The organism is Embleya scabrispora DSM 41855 (assembly GCF_000372745.1).
Classification (GTDB): Bacteria; Actinomycetota; Actinomycetes; order Streptomycetales; family Streptomycetaceae; genus Embleya; species Embleya scabrispora.
The window spans coordinates 62,572-83,337 of sequence record NZ_KB889670.1 but is presented as its reverse complement, the minus strand read 5'-3'; the positions used below and the strand labels follow the sequence as shown (position 1 = coordinate 83,337).

Here is a 20,766-nt window from a genome sequence, read left to right as displayed (position 1 = left end):
CCCTGCGGGCACCGGGCCTGACGACCCGTCACCCCGCGTGGGCGGTGGGGTGCGGTGGCGGCAGAATCCGGTGTCATGAATGGTGACGGGATGGATGCGCCGGGCATTGTCGGTGCGGGCCGGTCGCGGTCGACGCGGGTTCTCGCGTTATCCGCGGCGGCCTTGTGCTTCGTGGTCGCGGTGGTGTGGTCGTTGTGGTCGGCGTGGCATCTGCCGTCGTGGGACCGGCAGATGGACCTGCACGTGTACATCGGCGCGGTGCGGGCGGTGGGTAACGGGGTGCCGCTGTACGAGTACGTGGCGGAGAACGGTGATCCGTTCACGTATCCGCCGTTCGCGCTCGCGGCGTTGTGGCCGCTGAGGTGGGTGTCCGAGCCGGTCGCGCGGGTGGTGTGGCTTGTTGCCACGGTGGTCGCGGTGGTCTCGATCGCGGCCGCGTTCACCGCGCGGCGGGGGATCGTGGGGCGGCGTCGTCATGTCGCGTTGACGCTCGTGGCGGCCGCGGTCCTGTTGGTGTCGGCGCCGGTTCAGAGCAATCTGCGCTTCGGTCAGGTCAGTGTGTTCCTGGTGGTGTTGGCGTTCGTGGACGCGCTCGATCTGATGCCGCGTCCGGTGCGCGGGGTGCTGATCGGGGTGGCGTCGGCGATCAAGCTGACGCCGCTGCTGTTCGTGCCCTATCTGTGGGTCACCGGCCGGCGCCGCGACGCGGTGCGGGCGGGCGCGTCGTTCGCGGCGTGTACGGGTCTGGCCCACGTGTTGTGGCCGGCCGCGTCGACGACGTTCTGGACCGACGCGATCTTCAGCACCTCGCGGATCGGGAATCTGGCCGCGCCCGGCAACCAGTCCCTCAACGGCGCGNTGATNCGGGTNGGGGNGGTGCCGCCGGAACGCGCCGCGGCGTGGCTGGTCCTGTCGGCCCTGGTGTGCGCGGTGGCGTTGGTCGGTGCGCGTCAGTGTCACCGCGAGGGCCACGCGGCGCGGGGTGTGGTCGTGGTGGGGTGCGCGACGGTGGTGGCGTCGCCCGTGTCGTGGACGCATCACCAGGTGTGGCTGGTCCTGGCGGGCCTGTTGTTGGTGGCGGGTCCGCGTCGGGCTCGCGTGGCGTGGGGTGTCGTACTGCTGGTGGCCATGACGTTCAGCGTGGGCGGATGGCTCCCGGCCGGGTTCGCCCGTGAGAACGTGCGGCTGCTCGCGGCGCTCGCGGTGTGTACCTGGGGTCTCGCGCCGCTGCGGAACCGGGCCCCGGCGACGGTGGGGCTCCTGCCGGGAGTGCGTTTGGTGGTTTGCCCGCGCACGGCGATGGCCTACGCGGGTGTCGTCGCGGTGGCCGCCGGCGCGGTGATGCTCCTGGTTCGGGAAACGCCCGTCGCCGTGCGGTTCGAGACGTCCGACCAACACGACGAGGCATTGTGGGGATCACCAACGGATGGATGCATGGGGTACGCATCTACGTTGCGGGCGGACGGCACGGTCGGCTACGCCTGTGAGAGCGCCGTGGACCCGGTCGGCGGACGACAACTCAACTTCAGCGGCGGACAAGGCGGTCCGAGCGGGATGGTGACGATCCAAGGTCAGGTCGGCCCGGAGGTGGCACGCCTGGTCTTCGTCCCCGTCGAAGGAACGAAGGCTCTCGACGTCCCTCTCCTTCCCCAACCCGGCCCCGGCAGCGGACCGCTACGCACCCCCCGAAACGCCCACCCGGACATGACCACGTCCGGACCGATCGAGGATCGTCGCCTCGAAGGCGCCCGAGGATTCTCCATAGCCGCCACCAACACCGACCACGCCCTACTCCTGGCCTATGGGCGGGACGGAAAACTGATCTCGACCGGGGGCGACAAACTCCGCATGCGTTGAGGCGGTCGGTAACCCGCGGCCCGATCGAAAGCCCGGAGCAGCGACCAATTTGACAACGCACCGCCGACCGCAGCGCCGCCGGGGATCGGGCGTCCATGTCGGGCACCGTCGCGACGGTGGTCTCGACCTGGGTGACGAGGTTCGGCGCGTCCTGTTCGCACGTCTCGGTCAGGTGGACTTTGTATCCGTCCCAGAGGGTGTCCCGTTTGATGCCCACGCGGGCTTCGATGTCATGGGGCGAGACCAGGCGCGTGGCGCCCGGCGGGCGGTCCTTCACATCGCGCGAGCGGATGTTGCCGTCGACCATGTGAAAATGCTGGACCCATACCCGCCGCAGGATCTCGACGGCCGGAAGCTCCGGCAGGTGCGGGGGCGCGTCCGATGCGTGCACGGCCCGGAGCAGGCGTATCCCGTCCTTGCCCGTCCGTTCGGCGATCTCGGCCCGTTTGGTACGGCTCTTGGGAAATCTCGTCTCTTCGAGCCGGGTCGAGTAGTGGTCGAACCACTCCGGCCGGGCCCGCTCGGACAGCCAGTCCGGCGCGGTGTGGGCGAGGGCGTTCAGGGCCGAGCGCAGACTCTCGCCGCGCAGTTCGAGGCGGGTCAACTCCCGTGCCGAGGACAGGACGTGGGTGGAGTCGGTGCGGCCCCGGCCGGCCGCATTGAGCAGGCCCCGCCCGTCCGCGGCGTCCAGGACCGCGTCCAGAAGGCCGCGTCCGGCCTCCGCGTCGACCAGGCGGTCGCGGAACTCGTTGAGAACCGAACGGTCGAAGCCCGGATCGGTCGGTTCAAGGCCCAGGCAGTACTTCCAGCCGATCCTCGCCCTGACGGCGTCGGCGGCCTGGCGGTCCGTCAGCCCCTCGGCGAATGGAGCACCAGCACCGTGGCCAGCCGCCACGGCGACCAGGCGGGCCTGCCCCGCGGCGGTGATGAGGATCTCCGAAATCGGCCAGTGTCGCTTCTCGCCTCACTTGCTTGATGCGTCATTGAAGTGGGGAATGTGGGGAGCGAAGAGCGCGTCAGGCCCCGCCGACCGAAGGTCGGCGGGGCCTGACGATGAGCGGATGGTCAGCCGGTCATGGGACTCTTCGCAGCGGGATGTCGGGTCCGCGGTTGTGGATGGTGGGCCGTGCCGCTTCCGGGGTCGCCAGCAGGGCCACGATGGTGATCGGCTGATTGCAGTGCGGGCAGTTGCGCGTCGCGGCCGGCTCCAAGGGGTCCCGGGCGGGGGTCTGTTGCCGTGAGGTGAGCGGGCGGGTCGTGGGAGCGGTCGGTGGAGGAAAATCCATCCTCGGCAAGGGTTGGGGAGTCTGGATATCACTTCCGGGTCGTTGCGTTTCGCCGAGTCGCCGGGCGCTGATCGGGTGCGGACAACAGCAGGCCGGGGTGTATTACACATGAAGATCATGAGGGATCGTATGCACCGCCCCGGGCCGCTGTGTCATCGGCCAATGACCCCACGATGCGCCGTGGAATATTTCCGAGTCGGCGACCGCCCGCCCTGGAACTGCCCGACACCCCGTCTCCGGTGAGACTGGCCGGGTCGACTGCCATCGGACTGTGTCGGAGCCCGACCCGGAGCGAGCGCGGACTTGTCAAGATCCGTGTCCCGCGCCGCTGGAGGCCACCTGCACCGCCGCTTTCACCGACCCTCGAGGTGGTGGCGACCAGACCCGGGCCCACCGAATCACGTCTGCCTGCACTACGCCGTCGATGAACCCACGGCGAGATCCCATCGACGAGAAGAGGGAATTTTTCCTGGGAATGCGTGCGCGCTCCCTGCTCTGCAGAATAGCGGTGCGACGAACCTGGCCGACATTTGCTCCGTTGCATGGCATGACTGCCCAATGCTCTCAAATATCGCATAAGCATGTGGCATTATTGTGCCGCGAGATGTTCTGTCGTATTTACCGACATAAACGGAAGAGTCTCTGGATTGACGATCTTCCCTGACTGAAGGACGAAAGGGAAAACAGATCCGGACAATCGGTGGTCGGGCTCGGCCGGCAGGGAGGCGTGTAAGGAGGCTCGCATTACGCGGTGAAGACATGATTGAGGGTCAATTCTCGGGAATCGACGGAAAACTTTTTTGAGATAGCCTGTCTCGTCGAAGTTTCGGGCGGTGCATCCTGGGGTTGAGGGGCTGTGTACGCCTCCTTATTGTTAGCCGCTACAGTCGTAGCATGGATACTTTGGCTGAGCTCGATCGACGTCTTCGTACCTTTGATCCTTGGCTGCCGCCGTGGGTGGTGGCGACCATGATCGAGCACGGCCATCTTGACGAAGTTCGCTCCCAGGCAGAGTCGGGCGACTGGTACTGCGCAGTGGGCTTGGCTCAGTTGCTTGCTGGGCGGGGCGAGCGCGATGGAGTCCTCGATGTCATTGCCCCCTTCATCGAAATCGGCTGGTGGGAGGCGGTGGGTGCAGCCGCCGACATTATCGACAATTGGGGGTGTCGTGACGAGGCGGTTGCGTTGGTCCGCCCGTCAGCGGAAGCTGGCGACCTCTCTGCGATTAAGCGGCTGGCGACGCTGTTGGCCGGCTTGGGCCACACCGATGAAGTGATCACCCTGTTGCGTCCACACGCGGGGAAACAAGTATGCGGGCGAGCTTTGGTCAATTTGACCGCCGGGTGCGGCAGGGGCGACACAGTGATGGCTTTGCTGCCTACCGTCCCTGCCGAGCCGCGCTTCGGTGAGGCTCCGACCGTTGTGGGTTTGCCTGCTGCCGTACTGGAGCGGCAGGGACGGGTGGATGAGGCGCTGGCCCTGCTGGATACGCGCATTTACCACCCCAACGGCGCATCGGCTAACGTGATCGAACAGTATGCCGACATCTTGGCACGTCACGATCGGCTGCCAGATTTGCGCGAATTCGCTGCCGGGGCCGGTGGGCGAGATGCGTCCTACCGTCTGGCTGATTTGCTGGAGGAGCGAGGTCATGTGGACGCCGCCGCCGATGTCTTGCGGCCGTTTGCGGCAGCCGGTTCGCCGGATGCCACAGTGGGATTGGCGGACCTGTTGACCCGAAACGATCGTTTCGACGAGGCGGTTCTGGTGCTGCGCTCTGCGTCGGGGGCGGCGGCCGGTGACGAAGGGGTTCTGAAGTCCCTGCTGACATTGTTGACGGAGCACGGGCGGACCGAGGAGGCCTTTGCGATTATCGACGACATTGCCGCGCGAAACGGGGGCATGTCGGCCGAACTGTTCTTCGAACGCGTTTGGTTGCTTTCTTGCTGCGGCCGTGCTGAGCAAGCCATCATCGAACTACGTGCCCGGCCCGATGCCGACACCCGGAACATGAAGTTTCGTCTGGCCGACCTCTTGGCTGATACCGGGTGCCTCGAAGAAGCTATTGCGATTCTGACACCGACCAGCGGAATGGATGTCGCCGTATTGGCGGATCTGCTGATCCGTGGAGGACGGGTCAAGGACGCCATAGCGGCCTGGCATGAGCGCGACACCACCCCTGCCTTTGAGAACCCTTGGGCAGTGTGAGTTGCGCCGTCGTGACCGGTCTTTCAGAGGTGTGAGTGCGCGTCGGGGTGGCGGTGGTTGATCGTCAGTGGGGCGCGGGTGTCGTGTGGGTGTTTGTGTGCTGGTCGGGGCATGAATGACCGTGGTCGTTTCGACTGTTACAGGCATGACCATCGACTGACGTCGGGTGCCTAACCTCGATCGTTCATGAGTCCTCGTCGGTTCGCTGGCGGGGACTCTGTGCTTGTGAGGTGCGGCCCTTTTGATGCTTGGGCATGCCGGTGGCCCGATTGTCGCGTCGGATCGGCGCCGGTTTCCACGTCTCCGGGTTTTGTCTCGGTTCGTCGGGGCGATCGGGTCGGGTGTCATGTGGGTGCGGCGAGCCGGTCGAGTCGGGCGATTCCCTCGAGGATGTGCCCGGTCCAGGGCCATCGCTCCGGCAGGCGGACGACGATCCGTCGGCCGGTGCGAACCAGGCGGGCTGCGGCCGAGAAGAGCCGGAAGCGGAGCTTCTTGATCTCCCACCGGCGGGCGTCGCCGGTCAGGGCGAGCATCTGCGTCCAGGCGACCAACTCGCGGGCGAGGGACACGAGTTCGCACCAGACCTGGTTTTGTGCGAAGCCGTGCAGGGGCAGGTTCCGCAGGCCGGTCGCCTTCGCCTGGCGGATGCGGTCCTCGGCGCGGGCGCGTCGGCGGTGGCGGAGTTCGAGGTCCGCGAGCTGCCCGCCGGCCGTGTTCGTGACGAAGGCCACGCACCGGTTGCCGTCGACGTCGGTGATCCGCAACTGCGCGTCGGGGTGAACCGCTCCGGGTTCGTTAGAGACTCGGGTTTATGGCGGTGACCTGCGGCTTTGGCTGTCCTTGGTAGTGCCTGGCTTCGTACTCGGCGGGTGGGACGTGGCCGATCTCACCGTGGAGTCGGGTGTGGTTGTACCAGTCGATCCATTCGGCGGTGGCGAGTTCCACGGTGGCCAGGGTGCGCCACGGGCCTCGGGGTTTGATCAACTCTGTTTTGTAGAGGCCGATGGTGGATTCCATCAGGGCGTTGTCGAGGGCGTCGCCGACGGTGCCGATGGATCCGGCGGTGCCCTCGCGCGCGAGGTGGGCGGCGAGGCGGAACGAGGTGTATTGCTTGGGTTCAAGGGGTCGTTGCAACACCGCTTACTTGCAGTGAGCGTAGATGATCGTTGAGGGCCTCGGCGGGAGTTCGCCAGTTGAGTGTCTTGCGGGGACGGCCGTTGAGTGCGGCGGCGACGGCCTCGAGCTCGTCGACGTTCCAGCGGGACAGATCAGTGCCCTTGGGAAAGTACTGACGCAGCAGTCCGTTGGTGTTCTCGTTCGTGCCGCGCTGCCACGGGCTGTGCGGGTCGGCAAAGTAGACCAACAGCCCTGTCTCACAACGGAGTTGCACGTGTTGGGCGAGTTCCTTGCCGCGGTCCCAGGTCAGCGATCGACGTAGTTCCTCGGGCAGCTCGATGAGCCTGGCCGCAATCGCATTCTTCATCGCCTCGGCGCCATAGCCGGCCAGCGCCGGGCCGTTCTTCACCCGCGGTTGGACGCCGTAGCCCTCCATGCGCGGCAGGTGCAGCAGCACCGTGAACCGCGTCGTGCGTTCCACGAGCGTGCCTATCGCGGACCGGCCCGTGCCGATGATCAGGTCGCCCTCCCAATGGCCCGGAACCGCCCGGTCGTCGGCCTCGACGGGCCGCTCGCCGATCATCACCTCGGAGGTGACGTGCCCCGCGGGGCGTCGTCGGGAACGGGCTCGCGGAACGCGAAGCGCCCGCCCGGTGCGAAGGCAGGCGACCAGCTCGCGCCGCAGTGCTCCGCGCCCCTCGACGAACAGCGCCTGATAGATCGCTTCGTGCGATATCCGCATGGACTCGTCCTCGGGGAAGTCGACCTCGAGCCGGTGGGCGATCTGCTCCGGGCTCCAGGCCGTCACCCACCTACGGTCCTGCCGGTGCGGCTTGTTGCGGCCCTTCCACCGCGCCGTCCCCGGCCCCGGCACCGGTGTTCCGTCGGGCCGGTGGACCCGACCCGAGAGCCGGTCCTGCACGTACTCGCGAAGCCGCTCGTTCCCGGCCAGCTTGGCGGTCTTGGGGCGCCTCGCCACCAATTCCGCCTTCCACTGCGCAACCGACGCCCGGTAGTCCAGCTTCCCACCGCGGGTTGCGGCGTTGCGGCGAAGCTCCCGCGAGACGGTCGACGGGTCGCGGCCCAACCGGCGGGCAGTCTCCCGGACCCCGACGCCCCGGGCTTTCAGCAGCGCGATCTCCTCCCGTTCCTCGAACGACAAGTAACGACCCGACAGCGGGGTGACCAAGTGTGTGGGCATGCCGCCACGATCCCGGAACCACCGACTGCCGGCCGCCTGCGACGCGCCGACCGCGACCGCCGCGTCCTCGCTGGTCAGCCCCTTGGCGACCTCACGCCAGAACAACCGCTCGACGTCACGACGCAGTGAGGGCTTCCCCGGCGACTTCATCACCGCCCTGCCCGTCAACTCCCGCATCCACCCCGCCGGCCTGCCCATCCACACCTCCATTGTTGAAGTGTTGCGACGACCGGTTGAATCCGCCTTGCGAGCCGGCGTCGCTGTGATGGATCAACTCCCCCTGCCGGACGGGGTATTGCGCTCGGTCACGCTGCCAGAGGCCCATTTCGAACGCCGAGAGTACGAGGTCGGTGCGCTTGTTCGTGGCGGCCGACCAGCCGACGACGCGGCGCGAGAAGGTGTCCACGACGAACGCGACGTAGACGGTGCCGGCCCACGCGGCGACGTGGGTGAAGTCCGCCACCCACACGCGGTTCGGCGCGGTGGCGACGAACGCGCGCCGCAGCAGGTCCGGCGGACGCGCGGCGGTCGGGTCCGGTTCCGTGGTGCGGCCCTTGCGGCCGCGGACCGCGCCGGAGAGCCCGGCATCCCTCATCAACCGGGCGACCGTGCATCGGGCGACGTCGGTGTGGCCGCGGCGCTTCAACTCGGCCCAGACCTTGCGAACGCCGTAGACCCCGTAGTTGATTTCGTGGATGTTCTCGATCAGGGCGGTCAGTTCCGCGTCGCGAACGGAGCGCGCGGAGGGCAGGCGCTTCTTGAAGGCGTAGTAGGTGGACGGGTGGATGCCGCAGTCGTGCGCGGTGAGCACGCTGCAGATCGGCTCGACTCCGCCGAAGCGGTCCCGGTGCTCGTCGATGAACGCTACGAGCGTGTGTGTGGCCGGTCGAGCTCGGCCGCGAAGAAAGACGCCGCCGCCTTCAGGATCTCGTTCGCGCGTTTGAGCTCGGCGTTCTCCCGCTTCAACGCCTTCAACTGCGCGGACTCCTCCGTCGTGGTGCCGGGTCGGCCACCGGCGTCGACCTCGGCCTGACGCACCCAATTGCGCAGCGACTCGGGCCCCACATCGAGCTTGGCGGCGATCGAGCGGATCGCCGCGTGCTCGGATTTGTACTGGTCACGGGACTCCAGCACCAGCCGCACGGCCCGCTCCTTGAGGTCCCTTGGATAGTTCTTCGGCATGATTCGTCCGATCCTCTCAAGAATGAGAGTCTCGATCAAACCCGGAGCGGTTCGAACAACGGTGTGAGTGGTTGTTGGTTGTGGGGTGGTGTGGGGGGTGTGGGCTGGGGTTTCGCAGTTGTATCGGGATGGTTGTTCCGGGGGCACACCCCGGGTGTCCAGGAGCCGCGGTCGGAGCCCGCCGGTGCTCCAACACGCGTGCCGCGGGCACCACACGCGGTGGGCGGGCAGGTACACCCGTGCCCGCGCGGTGGCGCCGCAGGTGTGTCGCAGGGTGCACCACGGACACGCCCACGAGGGTTGTTCGTACGGGCCTGGGCGGTGCCACGAGGCGATGCCGGCCCCGGTCGCCCCGACAGCGTCCGGTATTCGAGCCGGGTTCCGATCCCGGGGCCGTGCGAGGTGGGGGAGCGCCCGCGCAAGGTGGTGGTGGGGGACTCGGGTGAAGACGGCGAGTCGGTGCCACGCGGCGTCGTCGAGGTGGATCTCGGCCGTGTCCATCTCGCCGGCGCTGTGGCGTGGCGGTGGTGTTGCGGTTTGATCTTGTGTGTGGGGTGGGGTTCTGCGGGTTGGTTGAGAACATGCCGAGGCGGTTGGGGGTGTGCGGGTTCGGGTCTGCTGATCGGTGTGGTTCGGGCGGGGTGTTCGGGCTGTTTGTGACCTGGTCTTTCCCCGGGTTCGGTAGTTGTGTTGAGACCGGGCGCGGGTTTCCTGCAGTTGTGTTGACGCGCCTATGAGTGTTGGTGTCCGGGGCGGGTTCGGGCCGGGCCGGCGCCCGGGGGCCGGTGGTGGAGTCGGGCCCACAGGAGGTCGTCGGGTGCGACCACCAGGCGGGCGAGCCCGAGGTGGCCGGCGATGTGGGCCACAGCGCCGGCGGTGTCGGGCGCGGCCCCTCGTGTCGGGGCCCCGCCAAGTGTGGTCAACGCCCGGGCGAGGGCGACGGTTTCGGGATAGGTGACCACCGCGCGGGTCAGGAGAACCGCCGAGACGCCCCCACCGGACGCGGCCAGGGCGGGGTTGCCCGCGGTGAGCCGGCCCAACCGCCCCCGCCGGCGCCGTGCCAAGTGTTGCCCGTGGTCGTTGCCGGCGAGTGGTGACCGCCGCCGCCCAGGACTGGGCCACCACGCCGTCGAAGCGTCGTGCCGGCCGACTCGTGAACCGGCTCTGAACTGCGACGATTCATAGACTACGTGTCCGCGATGGTGACTCGACGTTTTTTTGGTGTTGTTCGTTGCCTCAGCCTGTCGGGTCCCAGAGCCCGCCGGCCTCGCCGCGGGCGAGGTTCTCGGCGTAGATGCCGACCTTCCAGGCAATGATGGAGCGGCACTCCTCCAGCGCCTGAATCTGTGCCTCGACGCGCTGCTGATGGGCATCGAGGAGCTGCAGACGTTCTGCCTCGTTGCCCGGGCCGTGGCGTACCAACTCGGCGAAGTGCTTGAGGTCGGCGAGCGGCATGCCGGATTCACGCAGCTTGACGCAGATCAGCAGCCATTCGACATCGACTGTTGTGTATCGCCGTCGGCCGCCCGCGGTGCGCTGGACCGGCCCGACGAGCATGCCCTCGCGTTCGTAGAAGCGCAGTGCATGCACGCTGAGTCCGGTCCGCTCGGCCACTTCGCCGATGCTCAGTGGCTCCGCAGGGGCCTCGGTAGTCGCCATGCCGCCCAGTCTAGGACTTGATCTAGACCCTGCTCTAGCTCGTAGCGTCATCGGCATGACCATCACTGATCAGCAGCCGCTCGGCTCGCCCTTCTCTGCCACCAGCACCACCGAGGACGTCATGGTCGGCCTCGACCTTTCCGGCACGACCGCCGTCGTGACCGGGGGCTACTCCGGGCTCGGCTTGGAAACCGCCCGGGGCCTGGCGGCCTCCGGGGCCCAGGTCATCGTTCCGGCACGCCGGCCCGGCGTGGCCCGCGCCGCACTTGAGGATGTGGATGGCTGTGAAGTCATCCCCATGGACCTGGCAGACCTCGACAGCGTTCGCGCCGCCGCCGCACGGATCAGTGACTCCACCAACAGGCTCGACCTTCTGATGGCCGTCGCCGGCGTCATGGCCACCCCCGAGCGACGCGTCGGACCCGGCTGGGAAGGCCAGCTCACCGCCAACCACTTCGGACACTTCACACTCGCCTGCGAGCTTTACCCGCTCCTGGCCGCCGCCGACGGTGCGCGCGTCGTCATCAACAGCTCCGCCGGGCACGCCCTGACCGACATCCGCTGGCATGACCCGCACTTCCGCACCGGCTACGACAAGTGGCTGGCCTATGGCCAGGCCAAGACCGCCAATGTCCTGTTCGCCGTGCAGCTCGACGCCCTCGGACGCAACGACGGCGTCCGGGCGTTCTCCCTCCACCCGGGAAAGATCATTACCGGCCTCCAGCGTGAGATGACGCTCCAGGAGCAGATCGAACGCGGATGGGTGGACGAGCACGGCAACGTGATCGGCGCCGACTTCAAGACACCCTCCCAGGGCGCTGCCACCGGTCTGTGGGCAGCCACGTCTCCACTCCTGGACGGTCGTGGCGGGCTCTACCTCGAGGACTGCGATGTCGCGCGCATCTCTGCTCCCGCAGAGCCCATGGACGACGGCGGTGTCCGCGAGTACGCCATCGGCCCCGACACGGCGGCACGGCTATGGGAACTGTCCGTCGCGGCGACCGGCGCCACCCCGATCCCTCGATGAACCCGCGTGCCGCCTGCGCCGACCCACGTGCCATCGCGGCACTCCAAGCGGCATGAGAAGCCCCCGGCCTCACGTCGCCGCAGGTGAAGAGATCTCGGGAGCCGGGCCGCCGTGGGCTGCCGGGCTCCCAAGACCGAGTCGTGCCGTCAGGCGCGATGGGTCGGAACCGTCGACGTCACTGCTGATCTCCCTGTGAGGGGTCGGCGACCTGGGCTTCGAGGTCGACCATGCGGCGGTCCTGGAACCGGAGGTTGGAGCGGGCGGCCTTGAGCCGTTCGTCCAGGGTGCGGTTGTCGGTGGTGAGCCGGCGGACGCGCTGTTTGAGGGTGGTGTTCTCGCTGGTGATCCGCTGGACGGCTTCCTGGGTCCATTCTGCTTCCAAGTCGCGTATCCGACCGAGGAGTTCGCCGATCCGGGTGCGCTGGGTGAGGATCTCGGCGTGGGCGGCCTTGAGGGCCTCCTCGGCGTTCAGGGCGCGTTCGCGCCAGGTCGCCTCGCGCTCGTCGTCCTGCTCGGCGAGCGTGCGGGACCGGCGTTCGCCGGCCTCGGTCAATACCGCGGCGACCGCGGCTCTGGCCTCGCCGTTGTCGTAGAGGAAGGTGCGCGAGACGCCCGCTCGGCGGGCGACGGCGGCAACACTGACCTGGGCCTTCTCGCGACGGAGCCGGGCAATGGCCTGGTGGACCTGCTCCAGGGCGGTCTCGGTCTTGCGGCGGCGGGCGGCCAGGGCGGCAGCGGTGCGGGGTTCGGGAACGGTGGCGGTGTTCATGCAGTTTCCTGTTCGGGGTCGTTGTCGTCGGTTGTGCACGTTTCGCTGTACTCGCGATCTGCGCACACGCCCCGGCCATCACCGCCGCGGCCTGCAGCGCCCGCACCCCGCCCGCGTCGGCGCGACCGGGACGGTGGGCCGGCAGTGCGGTGCCGTCCGCGTGGCGGGCGAACACCTGCGGCACCCACGACCGCACCCGCCCGTCCGCCGCGTCGCGCCACGGCAGCCGCACGGGCCGCCGCCATGCCCGCACCTGCGGATCACGGCCGGCACCGTCGACTGCGGGCGCATTGCGTTCGACCCCGCGGACACACATGCCGCCCGTGGTCGACGACCGTCACAGCCCCGACCCCACCGCTTCTCCCGGTCATGGTCGGGTTCTCGGGTTCTCGGGCGATGGCGGCGAGAGCGTCGCGTCGGGGCCGAACCGCCGGTGTGCGGACCCGTGAGGTTCCCATGCCTGCGTGAAGCCGCCTCCGGGATGCCGGAGTGGCGCCCCTCGACCGAAACCCACAAGCATGGAATGATAGGAGCTTGGTATCATTGCCGCATGTTGTATGCGACTCCCCGTCTCGAGCCCGTCGACCTGCAGGTCCTGGAGCAGGTCGACGCGATGCGTGATCGGCTGCGCCACGCGGTGCAGCAGGCGCCCAGGAAATGGACCCTCGATCTGCGCAAGGCCCTGACGGCCAGTGCCATCGCGGCGTCGAACACGATCGAGGGCTACCGGGTCGACGCCAAGGACGTCGCGGACCTGATGGACGGGGAACGCGAGGTCGACGCGAGCGACGAGAACAAGGCGGAGACGCTGGCCTACCAGCAGACCATGACATACATCCAATCACTGCACGACGTGACCGACTTCCGGTACGGCAAGGAACTGCTGAACGCGCTCCACTGGATGTTGCAGGGGCATCATCATCCGCTGAAGAGGGCGGGGCAGTGGCGAAGGACCTCGATCCGGATCACGGCCCCCGGCGACGAGCTGGCGACGGACTACGAGGGGCCGGATCAGGAGTTGGTCCCGGACCTGATGGGCGAGCTCGTCGACTGGCTGAACGAGGGCGACCTCGACGACCACGTGCTCATCCGGGCCGCGATGGCACACCTGAACCTGGTGAAGATCCATCCGTGGTCGGACGGCAACGGGCGGATGTCCCGCTCCCTGCAGACCCTGCTGATCGCCCGCGGCGGCGTCCTGGCCCCCGAGTTCTCCTCGATCGAGGAATGGCTGGGCATGCCGGGCAACACCTGGGACTACTACAAAGTGCTTCGCGAGGTCGGCGGCCCCCTCTGGTCACCCGAACGCGACACACTGCCGTGGATCAAGTTCAACCTCCTTGCCTACCACCAACAAGCCCAACGCGTGCAACACCGTATCGCCCGCTCCAACGCATGCTGGATACAGCTCATGGAGGCCGCCGAAGCCGACGGCATCACCGAACGCCAGGTCACCGCCCTCCACGAAGTCGCCATGGTCGGCAGAGTGCGACGCTCCCGCTACGAACGGGCCGAAGCGATCAACACCCAACAGGCGACACGCGACCTCCAGGCACTGACGAAGGCAGGAGTACTGACCGCCGTGGGACAGACCAAGGGCCGCCACTACGTCGCAGGCCCCCGCTTCCCGCACAACGTGCTGGAGATCGCCAAGCGACCCCACCGCATCGTCAACCCGTACACCGAGTGACGCGCAAGGGGATCCGTGCAACCGGGAACGGCACCCACCGGCCGACACCGACCACCGGAACCGGCGGGTCGCACGGCCCCACACCGTCGGCGGGTCCGACGGACCATCGCAATACCCGCCCCACCCGGGTCTCCTCGTCCGTACCGCCCCGGGCCGCGTCCGCGGTGCTCCCGCTCTGCGCCCCGCGCAACCCCACCAACTGCTCCTCCGCGTCACCCACGAACTCGCCGATCAGCATGCGTTCCTCCGCCGGCCACCGTCGAGCGCCACAGCGTCCCCGAACCGCCCGCCTTCCGCTCCCTGCCCAGCGACCGCAGCAGCGCGGCCGTGGTCGCCGGCCGATCCTCCTGCCGCACCCGCCACGGATCGTCCACCCACCCGAACCCCACACCCACACCCCCACGCCGCCGGCGGACGACGGCGCCCATCCACGCGATCAAGGGCCCGCCGTCCTCGACCGCGATTAACGGCCCCAGCCACGGCCGCCCGACCCGTCCCGGCATCGTCAGGCAAGACGAACCGGCACCGGCTCAACCGTGGCGGCCACCGACAGCTGAACTCCGCGCTCTACCGCGTAGTGATCGTCCGTATGCGCTTCCACCTGCCCACAATCGACTACATCACCCGACGCTCGGCCGAGGCCAAGACAAAACAGGAAATCGTCCGCTGCCTCGAGCGGTACCTGGCCCGAGAGATCTACCAGCACATCAAGGCCAAGAAGCCAGCAGTGAATCCGACTTGACGAACCATAGGAGCATCAACGCGACGGTCGAGGCACTGAACGGCACGTTCAAGGCCGAGCTCATCGAAATGCAGGGCCCCTGAAGAGACTTCACCCATCTCGAACGCGCCGTCGTGCGCTGGGTCGGCTGGTACAACGAGGAACGGCTCTACTCGGCCCTGGACTACGTGTCACCCGTCGAACAGCGGACTCCCCGATAGGACAGCCCAGTTGGTGTTGGCCGCTGCCCGGTCCGAAGACGGGGTCGAGCATGTCAGCGTGCACGCCGACGCGCCCGGCAACCCGGTGCTCGGACTCTTCCTGACCGCTTCGGCCCTTGCCGTCGCGGAGGCCATGGCACGCCGCGTCTGCGAACGCGCTGTGGCACCGGGCGGACGGCAGGCCGGGTTCGTGCTCGTCGACGTCGAAGCGGGGCTGGTGCCGCAGGCGTTCGACCGCCGGCTGTTCTGAACCCGCCGGGCTGGACGGCTTAGGACAGGGCCGCTTCAGGACAGCTCGACCCCCTGGATATGCCTCTGACCAGCGGACATGCTGGTACCCAACGGCAGCGACAAGCAGTCGCGGAAACCGGGGCGGCCTCACCGCGGGAGGCGACCGGATCCGGAACACACCCCGCACCTGTGTCCTGAAGGAGAGCTCTGCCATGATCCGCACCTGCATTGCGAAGGCCGCCGTGGTCGCCGCCCTCGCCATCGCCGCCTCCGTGGCCACCCCGGTCCCCGCCCCGCTTCCCATCGCCCACACCGACACCATGGGCTGGCAGTAGCCCTCCCCGTCCCCGGCCATCTGCAAGCGCCGGCAACGTTCTTGCATGGCCGGCTCAGGTGCCGGCGCGTAAATGCGTAGCTTTCGGGCGCCGCCCGGCCGTCGAGCCGCTTTTCCGGACAGCCGGGGCTTTCGCTGAGCACTCGGCATCCCTCCCATGCACTGTGGCCGCGCCGAATGCACGTCCGCGTTGGTCGGAACGGCTCCGAGCCTGATCCGCCCGCGGCTCGGCTTGCCGCAGTCTTCCCACCTTTGCCTTCACACCCTTCACCCCTTGCCCTCCTTGGAGTTCGGTATGCAAACATTCAATGCTCTTCGGCGCGTAACCGTCGGCATCGTTCTCGCCGGTTCCCTTGGCCTCGGCCTCCTCGGCCAGGCGCAGGCCGCCACCCCGGCGGACGGCTCGACGCCTTCCGCCGCAACGTCCAACGACAAAGGAGGCGGCGGTCAGGGGCCATCGCTGACGCCGACCCAGAGCCGCATGCTCGCCGCAGCAGCGGCGCAACTCACGCGCAGCCAGGTTCTGCAGCGGGCCGAGACGTGGGTGGGCAAGGGGCTCATATATGACCAGGGAGGCTTCTACCAGGGCTACCGGCGGGACTGTTCGGGATTCGCCTCGATGGCATGGGGGTTGCCGACCCCCGGCCTTGTGACGGGCACCTTCGTCTCCTCAGGCGCTGCCACGCCCATCTCCAAGTCCCAGCTCAAACCGGGCGACGCGTTGAACAATCCCGCAAGCGGGAGTCTCGGCCACGTGGTCATCTTCGCAGGCTGGACCAACGATGCCCAAACGGCCTACGACGGATATGAGTTCACGTCCAGCGGCGTCCATCACCGCGAGATTCCGTACCCCTACTTCTCCGGCCACGGCACTTTCACACCGATCCGAGCCGTCAACGTCGTCGACAACGCTCGTACGTCGGATGTCACGGGGGACGGGAAGGCGGAGATCGTCATCCAGGAGTCGGACGGCGGCGTGACGATGGGCGTGGGCGGCGGGAACGGATTCGACAACTACCACCGCATCACCGGCAACGGCTGGGGCGACTACCTGAACAACGGGCGCATGCATTTCGCGGACGTCACCGGGGATGGCAAGGCCGACATCATCANCCAGGAGTCGGACGGCGGCGTGACGATGGGCGTGGGCGGCGGGAACGGATTCGACAACTACCACCGCATCACCGGAACGGGCTTCGCCGACTATCTCGACGGCGGGCGCATGCATTTCGCGGACGTCACCGGGGACGGCAAGGCCGACATCATCACCCAGGAGTCGGACGGCGGCATCACCATGGGCGTGGGCGACGGGAACGGATTCGACAACTACCACCGCATCACCGGCAACGGCTGGGGCGACTACCTCAACACCAAGAACATCCACTTCGTCGGCTGACGAACCCATCGCGTGCATGGCGGGAGTCGTGTCTGCGCGGAAGCACACGGTGCCGGCTCCGACCACTCTTTGGTCGGAGCCGGCACCTTTGTTGCCGCCACCCCTGCCTGAGCTTGACTCTGAAGCTGAACGGAGTCTTCAACGTCCTCCGGGCAGGGGGCGGTATCCGTTCTGCGGAGCGGAACGGATGTCCGGGCGGCGGGTGGGGGTGATCAGGCTGCGGGTGCGAGGGTGACCTGGTGGCCGAGGGCTTGGAGTTGGGCGGACGAGGTCGCGGGTTTTGCGACCGGGGTTGAGGTGGCGTTGGTGCCGGTCGGCCCCGAGTTCTTGATAGTGGGCGTCGGGTTCGTTGAACAAATGCCAGGTGATGACGAGGATGGAGCGGGCGACGGCGACGACGGCTTTGGCGTGACCGCGGTGTTTGACGATGCGTCGGTAGCGGGCTCCGAGGAAGGTGCCGTGGTCGCAGGGACTGAGGGATCGAGCAAGCATCGAAGTCGTCCGGCGCTGCCTCCTGGATCGACCATCCTGCGCCGAATCCTGTAACTGAGCACGAGGTTCACCCGATCGGGCAGGCTGGGCACATGACGATGCCGCCATCACCCGGACAGGGTGGCTACCCCGGATACGGGCAGCAGCCAGGCCAGGGATACCGGAGCAACCAGCCGTACCCGGGCAGCAGTACCCTCAAGGCGGGCATCAGTATTCCCTGCCTCCGCAGAATCCGTACGACGGCACGCCGCAGTACCCGGGGGACGGCGGACCACGGCACCCATACGGCAAAGGACCGCTGAGTGCGATGGTGACCGCCGCCATCCTCGTGGTCTGCGCGGTCCTCGCCGCCCTCGTGGTGGTCCTGGACGGGGACGACAAGAAGAAGTCGGCGTCGCCCACGCCCAATCCGACCGCCTCGGCCGTGTCCTCGCCGAGCGCCACGCAGAGCGCGCCGCCCACGGCCCACCCGACCGCGCTGCGGCCGGCGCGGCCGGGACGCGGCGTAGTTGACTTTCCCTTCCCGCCCCACCGTGGTGGCCCTGCACGACGCGCTTTGGCGCCGACTGCGACCGGGAACATTGACGCGTTTGCGACCCTCTCATCGCCCGCGGCCACGAGTTGGTCAACCTGAGCCGAACCGGCGACAACCGCACGAAACCGAGTCGAGATCCCGATTCGCGTGAATGGGACCCCATACACCTGAATCCTGATAATCCCGACCCGCTGGTTTTACCGTTCGCAGCCATCGGCGTCCTACAACCAACTGCGACGTGCGGCTTCGGCACCGGCTTGGAAGCGGCTGCGGGCGCCGAGAGTGTCCATGATATCGGCGGCGATGCGGCGGGCGGTGCGGCCGGAGACACCGAGGCGGTTGGCGATGGCGTCGTCGGTGAGTCCCTGGCCGAGCAGGCGCAGCGTCTCCGATTCCTGTGTGGTCAGTCCGCGAGTATCGCGAGTCTTGCCTTTGCCGAGTGGGGTGGCGGTGTCCCACAGGGTGTCGAACAGCGCGCAAAGCGCGGTCAAGGTGCCCAGCCCGGTCAGGACGACGGCGCCGTGGGCGGTGTCCTGGTTGTCTATGGGAACCACGGCGGTGGTGCGATCGACGATGATCATGCGGACGGGCAGGGTGGGGGCTGTGCGGACCTCACCGCCGAGGTCGGTGAGCCAGTCGGCGTAGGCGATGGAGGGCGGGTTGTAGCGGACACTGTCGAGGTAGAGCGTGCGCATCAGCACGCCGCGCTCGAGGAGTTCGCCGTCCAGCGGTTTGGCGGCTTCCATGTTGTCCATGGTCTGGCCGCCGCCGGGGGCGAACGTCAGGACCTCGCTGTGGACTTCGCGGGTGAGCCCGACGAGGCGGTCGCGTATTCGGTCCAGGCCGATCAATTGCTCGACGCCGGGAGTGGTGGCGGCGGGCCGCAGGTCGGCGCATTCGGCGATCAGTCGTGCGGCTGCGGCGCGGGAGGCATCGATGCGATGCTGCCGGGCGACGAGTTCGGCCTCCTGGCGGGCGAGAAGGACCTCCATGCCCACATCGGGGCTGACCGCGTGCAGTCGTCCATCGTGTTCCGCAGACGGGCGCAGCAGCGCCAGCGTGCTCAGCGTGTCGAGCGCCGAGCGCAGCTGTACTTCGCTCAATCCGAGTCGTGCGGCCAGCGCGGAGACACCCTCGTCGGGCCGGGCCAGCATCGCCCGGTACACGGATTCCGCGACGTCGTCGAGACCCAAAACGTCCAACATCGATTCCCCCCAAGAGAGCCGATCATCCAGTTGGTGATCATGCCATGTCGGACCGGCTCTGCCGAGGGGGTTGCGCGGCGGTGGTGTCCTGTTCCGGCCATGACGCAAACCGGCCATTCCGGGATGCTGTGCGCGGCGATCAAGGTGCGCAGTCTGGGTTGATGTATCTGATCCACGTGTACCTGCGGCATGCGACCGACTGCGGACTGCCCGACGGCGCTGCCGAGTTCGTGCTCGCGGCCGCCGAACCGGAGGACGGACTGGAGCACGTGAGCGTCCACGCTCACGCGTCCGGCGGCCCGGTCCTGGGATTGTTCCTCCTTGCCCCGACACTCGCCGTGGCGGAGGCCGCTGCGCTGCGGGTGTGCGAGCGTGCGTTGGTCTCGAGCGCCGCGCTTGCCGCGTTCGGTCTCGTCGGCGTCCAAGCAGCGCTGGTGCCACAGGCTTTCGACCGATGGCTGCGCTGAACCGCCACGGCTGGGCGGCTTACTGAAGTTTTCGTCGTGATGTCGTGGACGGTTGAAGATCCCTGCGCTATGCCGTGGATATGCGGTATGCGCAGGGTGGTGGGTTGACTCCCAAGGAACGCGCGGCTCGGGAGCGGTTGCGATTGGACGCCGCCGAGCGGTTCGAGCACGGGGAGTCCAACGCGGTGATCGCGTCCGAGTTACGGGTGGCGCGTCGGTCGGTGGAGCGGTGGCGTCGGGCTTGGCGCGAGGCGGGTGTGGAGGGTCTGCGGTCCGCCGGCCCCGCGTCGCTCCCCAAGCTGGATCCTTCGCAAGTGGCGGCACTGGAAAGGGAGTTGGACATGGGCCCGAGGGCCCATGGTTGGGAGGATCAGCGCTGGACACTGATGCGGGTCAAGGCCGTGATCCGACGCCGCTTCGGTGTGACGTACTCGATCCACGGGGTGTGGGACCTGCTGCGTCGCGCCGGCTGGTCGTGTCAGCAACCGGCCCGGCGGGCGGTGGAGCGGGACGAGGACGCGGTGCGGGGTTGGGTGCGGGAGACGTGGCCGTCGGTGGAAGCACCGCGGCGGCGCTCGACGCGTGGATCGTCTTCGAGGACGAGGCCGGGATGTCGATGACGCCGCCGCACGCACGCACTTGGGGTCGACGCGGGATCACACCGGTGGTCCGGGTGCGCGGCGGCTCCCGCGGCCGGGTCTCGATCGCCGCCCTGGCCTGCTACAAACCCGGTGAACGCTCCCGTCTGATCTACCGACCCCGCCTCCACACCCGCCGCAAGGGGGAACGGAGAGGCTTCGCCTGGACGGACTACCGCGACCTGGCGGTGCGGGCGCATCTGCAGTTGGGAGGACCGATCGTCTTGATCTGGGACAACCTCAACACCCACCGCGCCGCGGATCTGCGGAAGTATGCCGCCGACCACGACTGGCTGACGGTCGTCCAACTGCCGAGCTACGCGCCGGATCTGAATCCGGTGGAGGGGATCTGGTCGCTGGTTCGTCGCGGCTTCACCGGGAACGTCGCGTTCACCGACGCCGACCACCTGGTCCGCACGATCAGACACGGCCTCCGCCATATCCAACGACGCCCCCATCTCATCGAGGGATGTCTCGCCGAAACCGGACTTGTCATCCGACCCAGGAAGTGAAACCCAACCAAGCGACATC

General features: G+C 67.9%; 15 protein-coding genes and 6 pseudogenes. 12 read left to right on the top strand and 9 right to left on the bottom strand.

Annotated elements, in window-relative coordinates; translation table 11 throughout:
- The first annotated feature begins 75 nt into the window (after nucleotides 1–75).
- Complete coding sequence (locus tag A3IC_RS62545) at nucleotides 76–1,857, top strand: glycosyltransferase 87 family protein (RefSeq protein ID WP_425387355.1); 1,782 nt, start codon at nucleotides 76–78, stop codon at nucleotides 1,855–1,857.
- Nucleotides 1,858–1,954: 97 nt separating this feature from the next.
- On the opposite strand, the pseudogene A3IC_RS71230 reads toward A3IC_RS62545, so the two are convergent.
- A pseudogene (locus tag A3IC_RS71230) lies at nucleotides 1,955–2,775 on the bottom strand (transposase); the annotation flags it as partial.
- Between the two features lie 1,262 nt (nucleotides 2,776–4,037).
- On the opposite strand from A3IC_RS71230, the gene A3IC_RS56050 reads away from it, so the two are divergent.
- A complete protein-coding gene (locus A3IC_RS56050; RefSeq protein ID WP_063744867.1) occupies nucleotides 4,038–5,351 on the top strand; it encodes a tetratricopeptide repeat protein in 1,314 nt (437 codons plus the stop codon).
- Between the two features lie 344 nt (nucleotides 5,352–5,695).
- Here the strand turns inward: A3IC_RS56050 and A3IC_RS0123075 are convergent.
- The 6 genes and pseudogenes from A3IC_RS0123075 to A3IC_RS0123045 form a co-directional block, all read right to left on the bottom strand.
- Nucleotides 5,696–6,130 (bottom strand): annotated as a pseudogene (locus tag A3IC_RS0123075) (IS1380 family transposase); the annotation flags it as partial.
- A gap of 16 nt (nucleotides 6,131–6,146) precedes the next feature.
- Nucleotides 6,147–6,401 (bottom strand): annotated as a pseudogene (locus A3IC_RS0123070) (integrase core domain-containing protein); the annotation flags it as partial.
- A gap of 67 nt (nucleotides 6,402–6,468) precedes the next feature.
- Nucleotides 6,469–7,845 (bottom strand): IS30 family transposase, encoded by a 1,377-nt coding sequence (locus tag A3IC_RS0123065; RefSeq protein ID WP_079026624.1) that lies wholly within the window; start codon nucleotides 7,843–7,845, stop codon nucleotides 6,469–6,471.
- Entirely contained in the window at nucleotides 7,784–8,710 is a 927-nt protein-coding gene (locus tag A3IC_RS56045) for an IS3 family transposase (RefSeq protein WP_079026623.1), read from the bottom strand. The genes A3IC_RS0123065 and A3IC_RS56045 overlap by 62 nt, the downstream gene beginning before the upstream one ends.
- A pseudogene (locus A3IC_RS71225) lies at nucleotides 8,611–8,850 on the bottom strand (transposase); the annotation flags it as partial. The gene A3IC_RS56045 and the pseudogene A3IC_RS71225, both read right to left, overlap by 100 nt.
- 1,236 nt (nucleotides 8,851–10,086) lie before the next feature.
- A complete protein-coding gene (locus tag A3IC_RS0123045; protein ID WP_026218614.1) occupies nucleotides 10,087–10,509 on the bottom strand; it encodes a MerR family transcriptional regulator in 423 nt (140 codons plus the stop codon).
- A 55-nt stretch (nucleotides 10,510–10,564) separates the two neighbouring features.
- Here A3IC_RS0123045 and A3IC_RS0123040 point away from each other — a divergent pair, with 55 nt between their 5' ends.
- On the top strand, nucleotides 10,565–11,536 hold the full coding sequence (locus tag A3IC_RS0123040; RefSeq protein WP_020552419.1) for an SDR family NAD(P)-dependent oxidoreductase: 972 nt from the start codon (nucleotides 10,565–10,567) through the stop codon (nucleotides 11,534–11,536).
- 175 nt (nucleotides 11,537–11,711) lie between these two features.
- Here A3IC_RS0123040 and A3IC_RS0123035 read toward each other — a convergent pair whose 3' ends face one another.
- Entirely contained in the window at nucleotides 11,712–12,305 is a 594-nt protein-coding gene (locus tag A3IC_RS0123035) for a DUF6262 family protein (protein WP_020552418.1), read from the bottom strand.
- A 550-nt stretch (nucleotides 12,306–12,855) separates the two neighbouring features.
- Here A3IC_RS0123035 and A3IC_RS0123030 point away from each other — a divergent pair.
- From A3IC_RS0123030 to A3IC_RS73055, 7 genes and pseudogenes are all read left to right on the top strand, one after another.
- Nucleotides 12,856–13,995 carry a Fic family protein gene (locus A3IC_RS0123030; RefSeq protein ID WP_020552417.1) on the top strand — a complete coding sequence of 380 codons (1,140 nt, stop codon included), beginning with the start codon at nucleotides 12,856–12,858 and terminating at the stop codon, nucleotides 13,993–13,995.
- A 175-nt stretch (nucleotides 13,996–14,170) separates the two neighbouring features.
- Nucleotides 14,171–14,548: pseudogene (locus tag A3IC_RS73595) on the top strand (hypothetical protein); the annotation flags it as partial.
- Between the two features lie 36 nt (nucleotides 14,549–14,584).
- Entirely contained in the window at nucleotides 14,585–14,737 is a 153-nt protein-coding gene (locus A3IC_RS71220) for a hypothetical protein (RefSeq protein ID WP_020552415.1), read from the top strand.
- A gap of 98 nt (nucleotides 14,738–14,835) precedes the next feature.
- Nucleotides 14,836–14,937: pseudogene (locus tag A3IC_RS73590) on the top strand (hypothetical protein); the annotation flags it as partial.
- A 58-nt stretch (nucleotides 14,938–14,995) separates the two neighbouring features.
- A complete protein-coding gene (locus tag A3IC_RS0123010; RefSeq protein WP_191864157.1) occupies nucleotides 14,996–15,187 on the top strand; it encodes a hypothetical protein in 192 nt (63 codons plus the stop codon).
- 193 nt (nucleotides 15,188–15,380) lie between these two features.
- Complete coding sequence (locus tag A3IC_RS72625) at nucleotides 15,381–15,503, top strand: hypothetical protein (RefSeq protein WP_020552413.1); 123 nt, start codon at nucleotides 15,381–15,383, stop codon at nucleotides 15,501–15,503.
- Between the two features lie 156 nt (nucleotides 15,504–15,659).
- Nucleotides 15,660–16,898, top strand: coding sequence for a C40 family peptidase (locus tag A3IC_RS73055; RefSeq protein WP_425387354.1), 1,239 nt, complete (start codon nucleotides 15,660–15,662; stop codon nucleotides 16,896–16,898).
- Between the two features lie 1,248 nt (nucleotides 16,899–18,146).
- On the opposite strand, the gene A3IC_RS0122990 is transcribed toward A3IC_RS73055, so the two are convergent.
- Entirely contained in the window at nucleotides 18,147–19,130 is a 984-nt protein-coding gene (locus A3IC_RS0122990; RefSeq protein ID WP_026218611.1) for a helix-turn-helix domain-containing protein, read from the bottom strand.
- A gap of 161 nt (nucleotides 19,131–19,291) precedes the next feature.
- On the opposite strand from A3IC_RS0122990, the gene A3IC_RS56030 reads away from it, so the two are divergent.
- Nucleotides 19,292–19,597: a hypothetical protein gene (locus A3IC_RS56030; protein WP_020552409.1), complete on the top strand. Its 306-nt coding sequence runs from the start codon at nucleotides 19,292–19,294 to the stop codon at nucleotides 19,595–19,597.
- A gap of 80 nt (nucleotides 19,598–19,677) precedes the next feature.
- Nucleotides 19,678–20,747 (top strand): IS630 family transposase gene (locus tag A3IC_RS73585; protein ID WP_425387353.1). Its coding sequence is split into 2 segments (ribosomal slippage): nucleotides 19,678–20,124 and nucleotides 20,127–20,747, totalling 1,068 coding nucleotides; the frame shifts between segments, so codons are not numbered across the junction.
- The last annotated feature ends 19 nt before the right edge of the window (nucleotides 20,748–20,766 follow it).

Excerpts from the sequence above, each read along its gene's own strand:
- A3IC_RS0123045 (WP_026218614.1), bottom strand. The coding sequence starts at position 10,509 with ATGGCGACTACCGAGGCCCCTGCGGAGCCACTGAGCATCGGCGAAGTG.
- A3IC_RS0123035 (WP_020552418.1), bottom strand. The coding sequence starts at position 12,305 with ATGAACACCGCCACCGTTCCCGAACCCCGCACCGCTGCCGCCCTGGCC.
- A3IC_RS56050 (WP_063744867.1), top strand. The coding sequence starts at position 4,038 with ATGGATACTTTGGCTGAGCTCGATCGACGTCTTCGTACCTTTGATCCT.
- A3IC_RS56030 (WP_020552409.1), top strand. The coding sequence starts at position 19,292 with ATGTATCTGATCCACGTGTACCTGCGGCATGCGACCGACTGCGGACTG.
- A3IC_RS0123065 (WP_079026624.1), bottom strand. The coding sequence starts at position 7,845 with ATGCGGGAGTTGACGGGCAGGGCGGTGATGAAGTCGCCGGGGAAGCCC.
- A3IC_RS72625 (WP_020552413.1), top strand. The coding sequence starts at position 15,381 with ATGATCCGCACCTGCATTGCGAAGGCCGCCGTGGTCGCCGCCCTCGCC.
- A3IC_RS0123030 (WP_020552417.1), top strand. The coding sequence starts at position 12,856 with ATGTTGTATGCGACTCCCCGTCTCGAGCCCGTCGACCTGCAGGTCCTG.
- A3IC_RS71220 (WP_020552415.1), top strand. The coding sequence starts at position 14,585 with ATGCGCTTCCACCTGCCCACAATCGACTACATCACCCGACGCTCGGCC.
- A3IC_RS0122990 (WP_026218611.1), bottom strand. The coding sequence starts at position 19,130 with ATGTTGGACGTTTTGGGTCTCGACGACGTCGCGGAATCCGTGTACCGG.
- A3IC_RS0123040 (WP_020552419.1), top strand. The coding sequence starts at position 10,565 with ATGACCATCACTGATCAGCAGCCGCTCGGCTCGCCCTTCTCTGCCACC.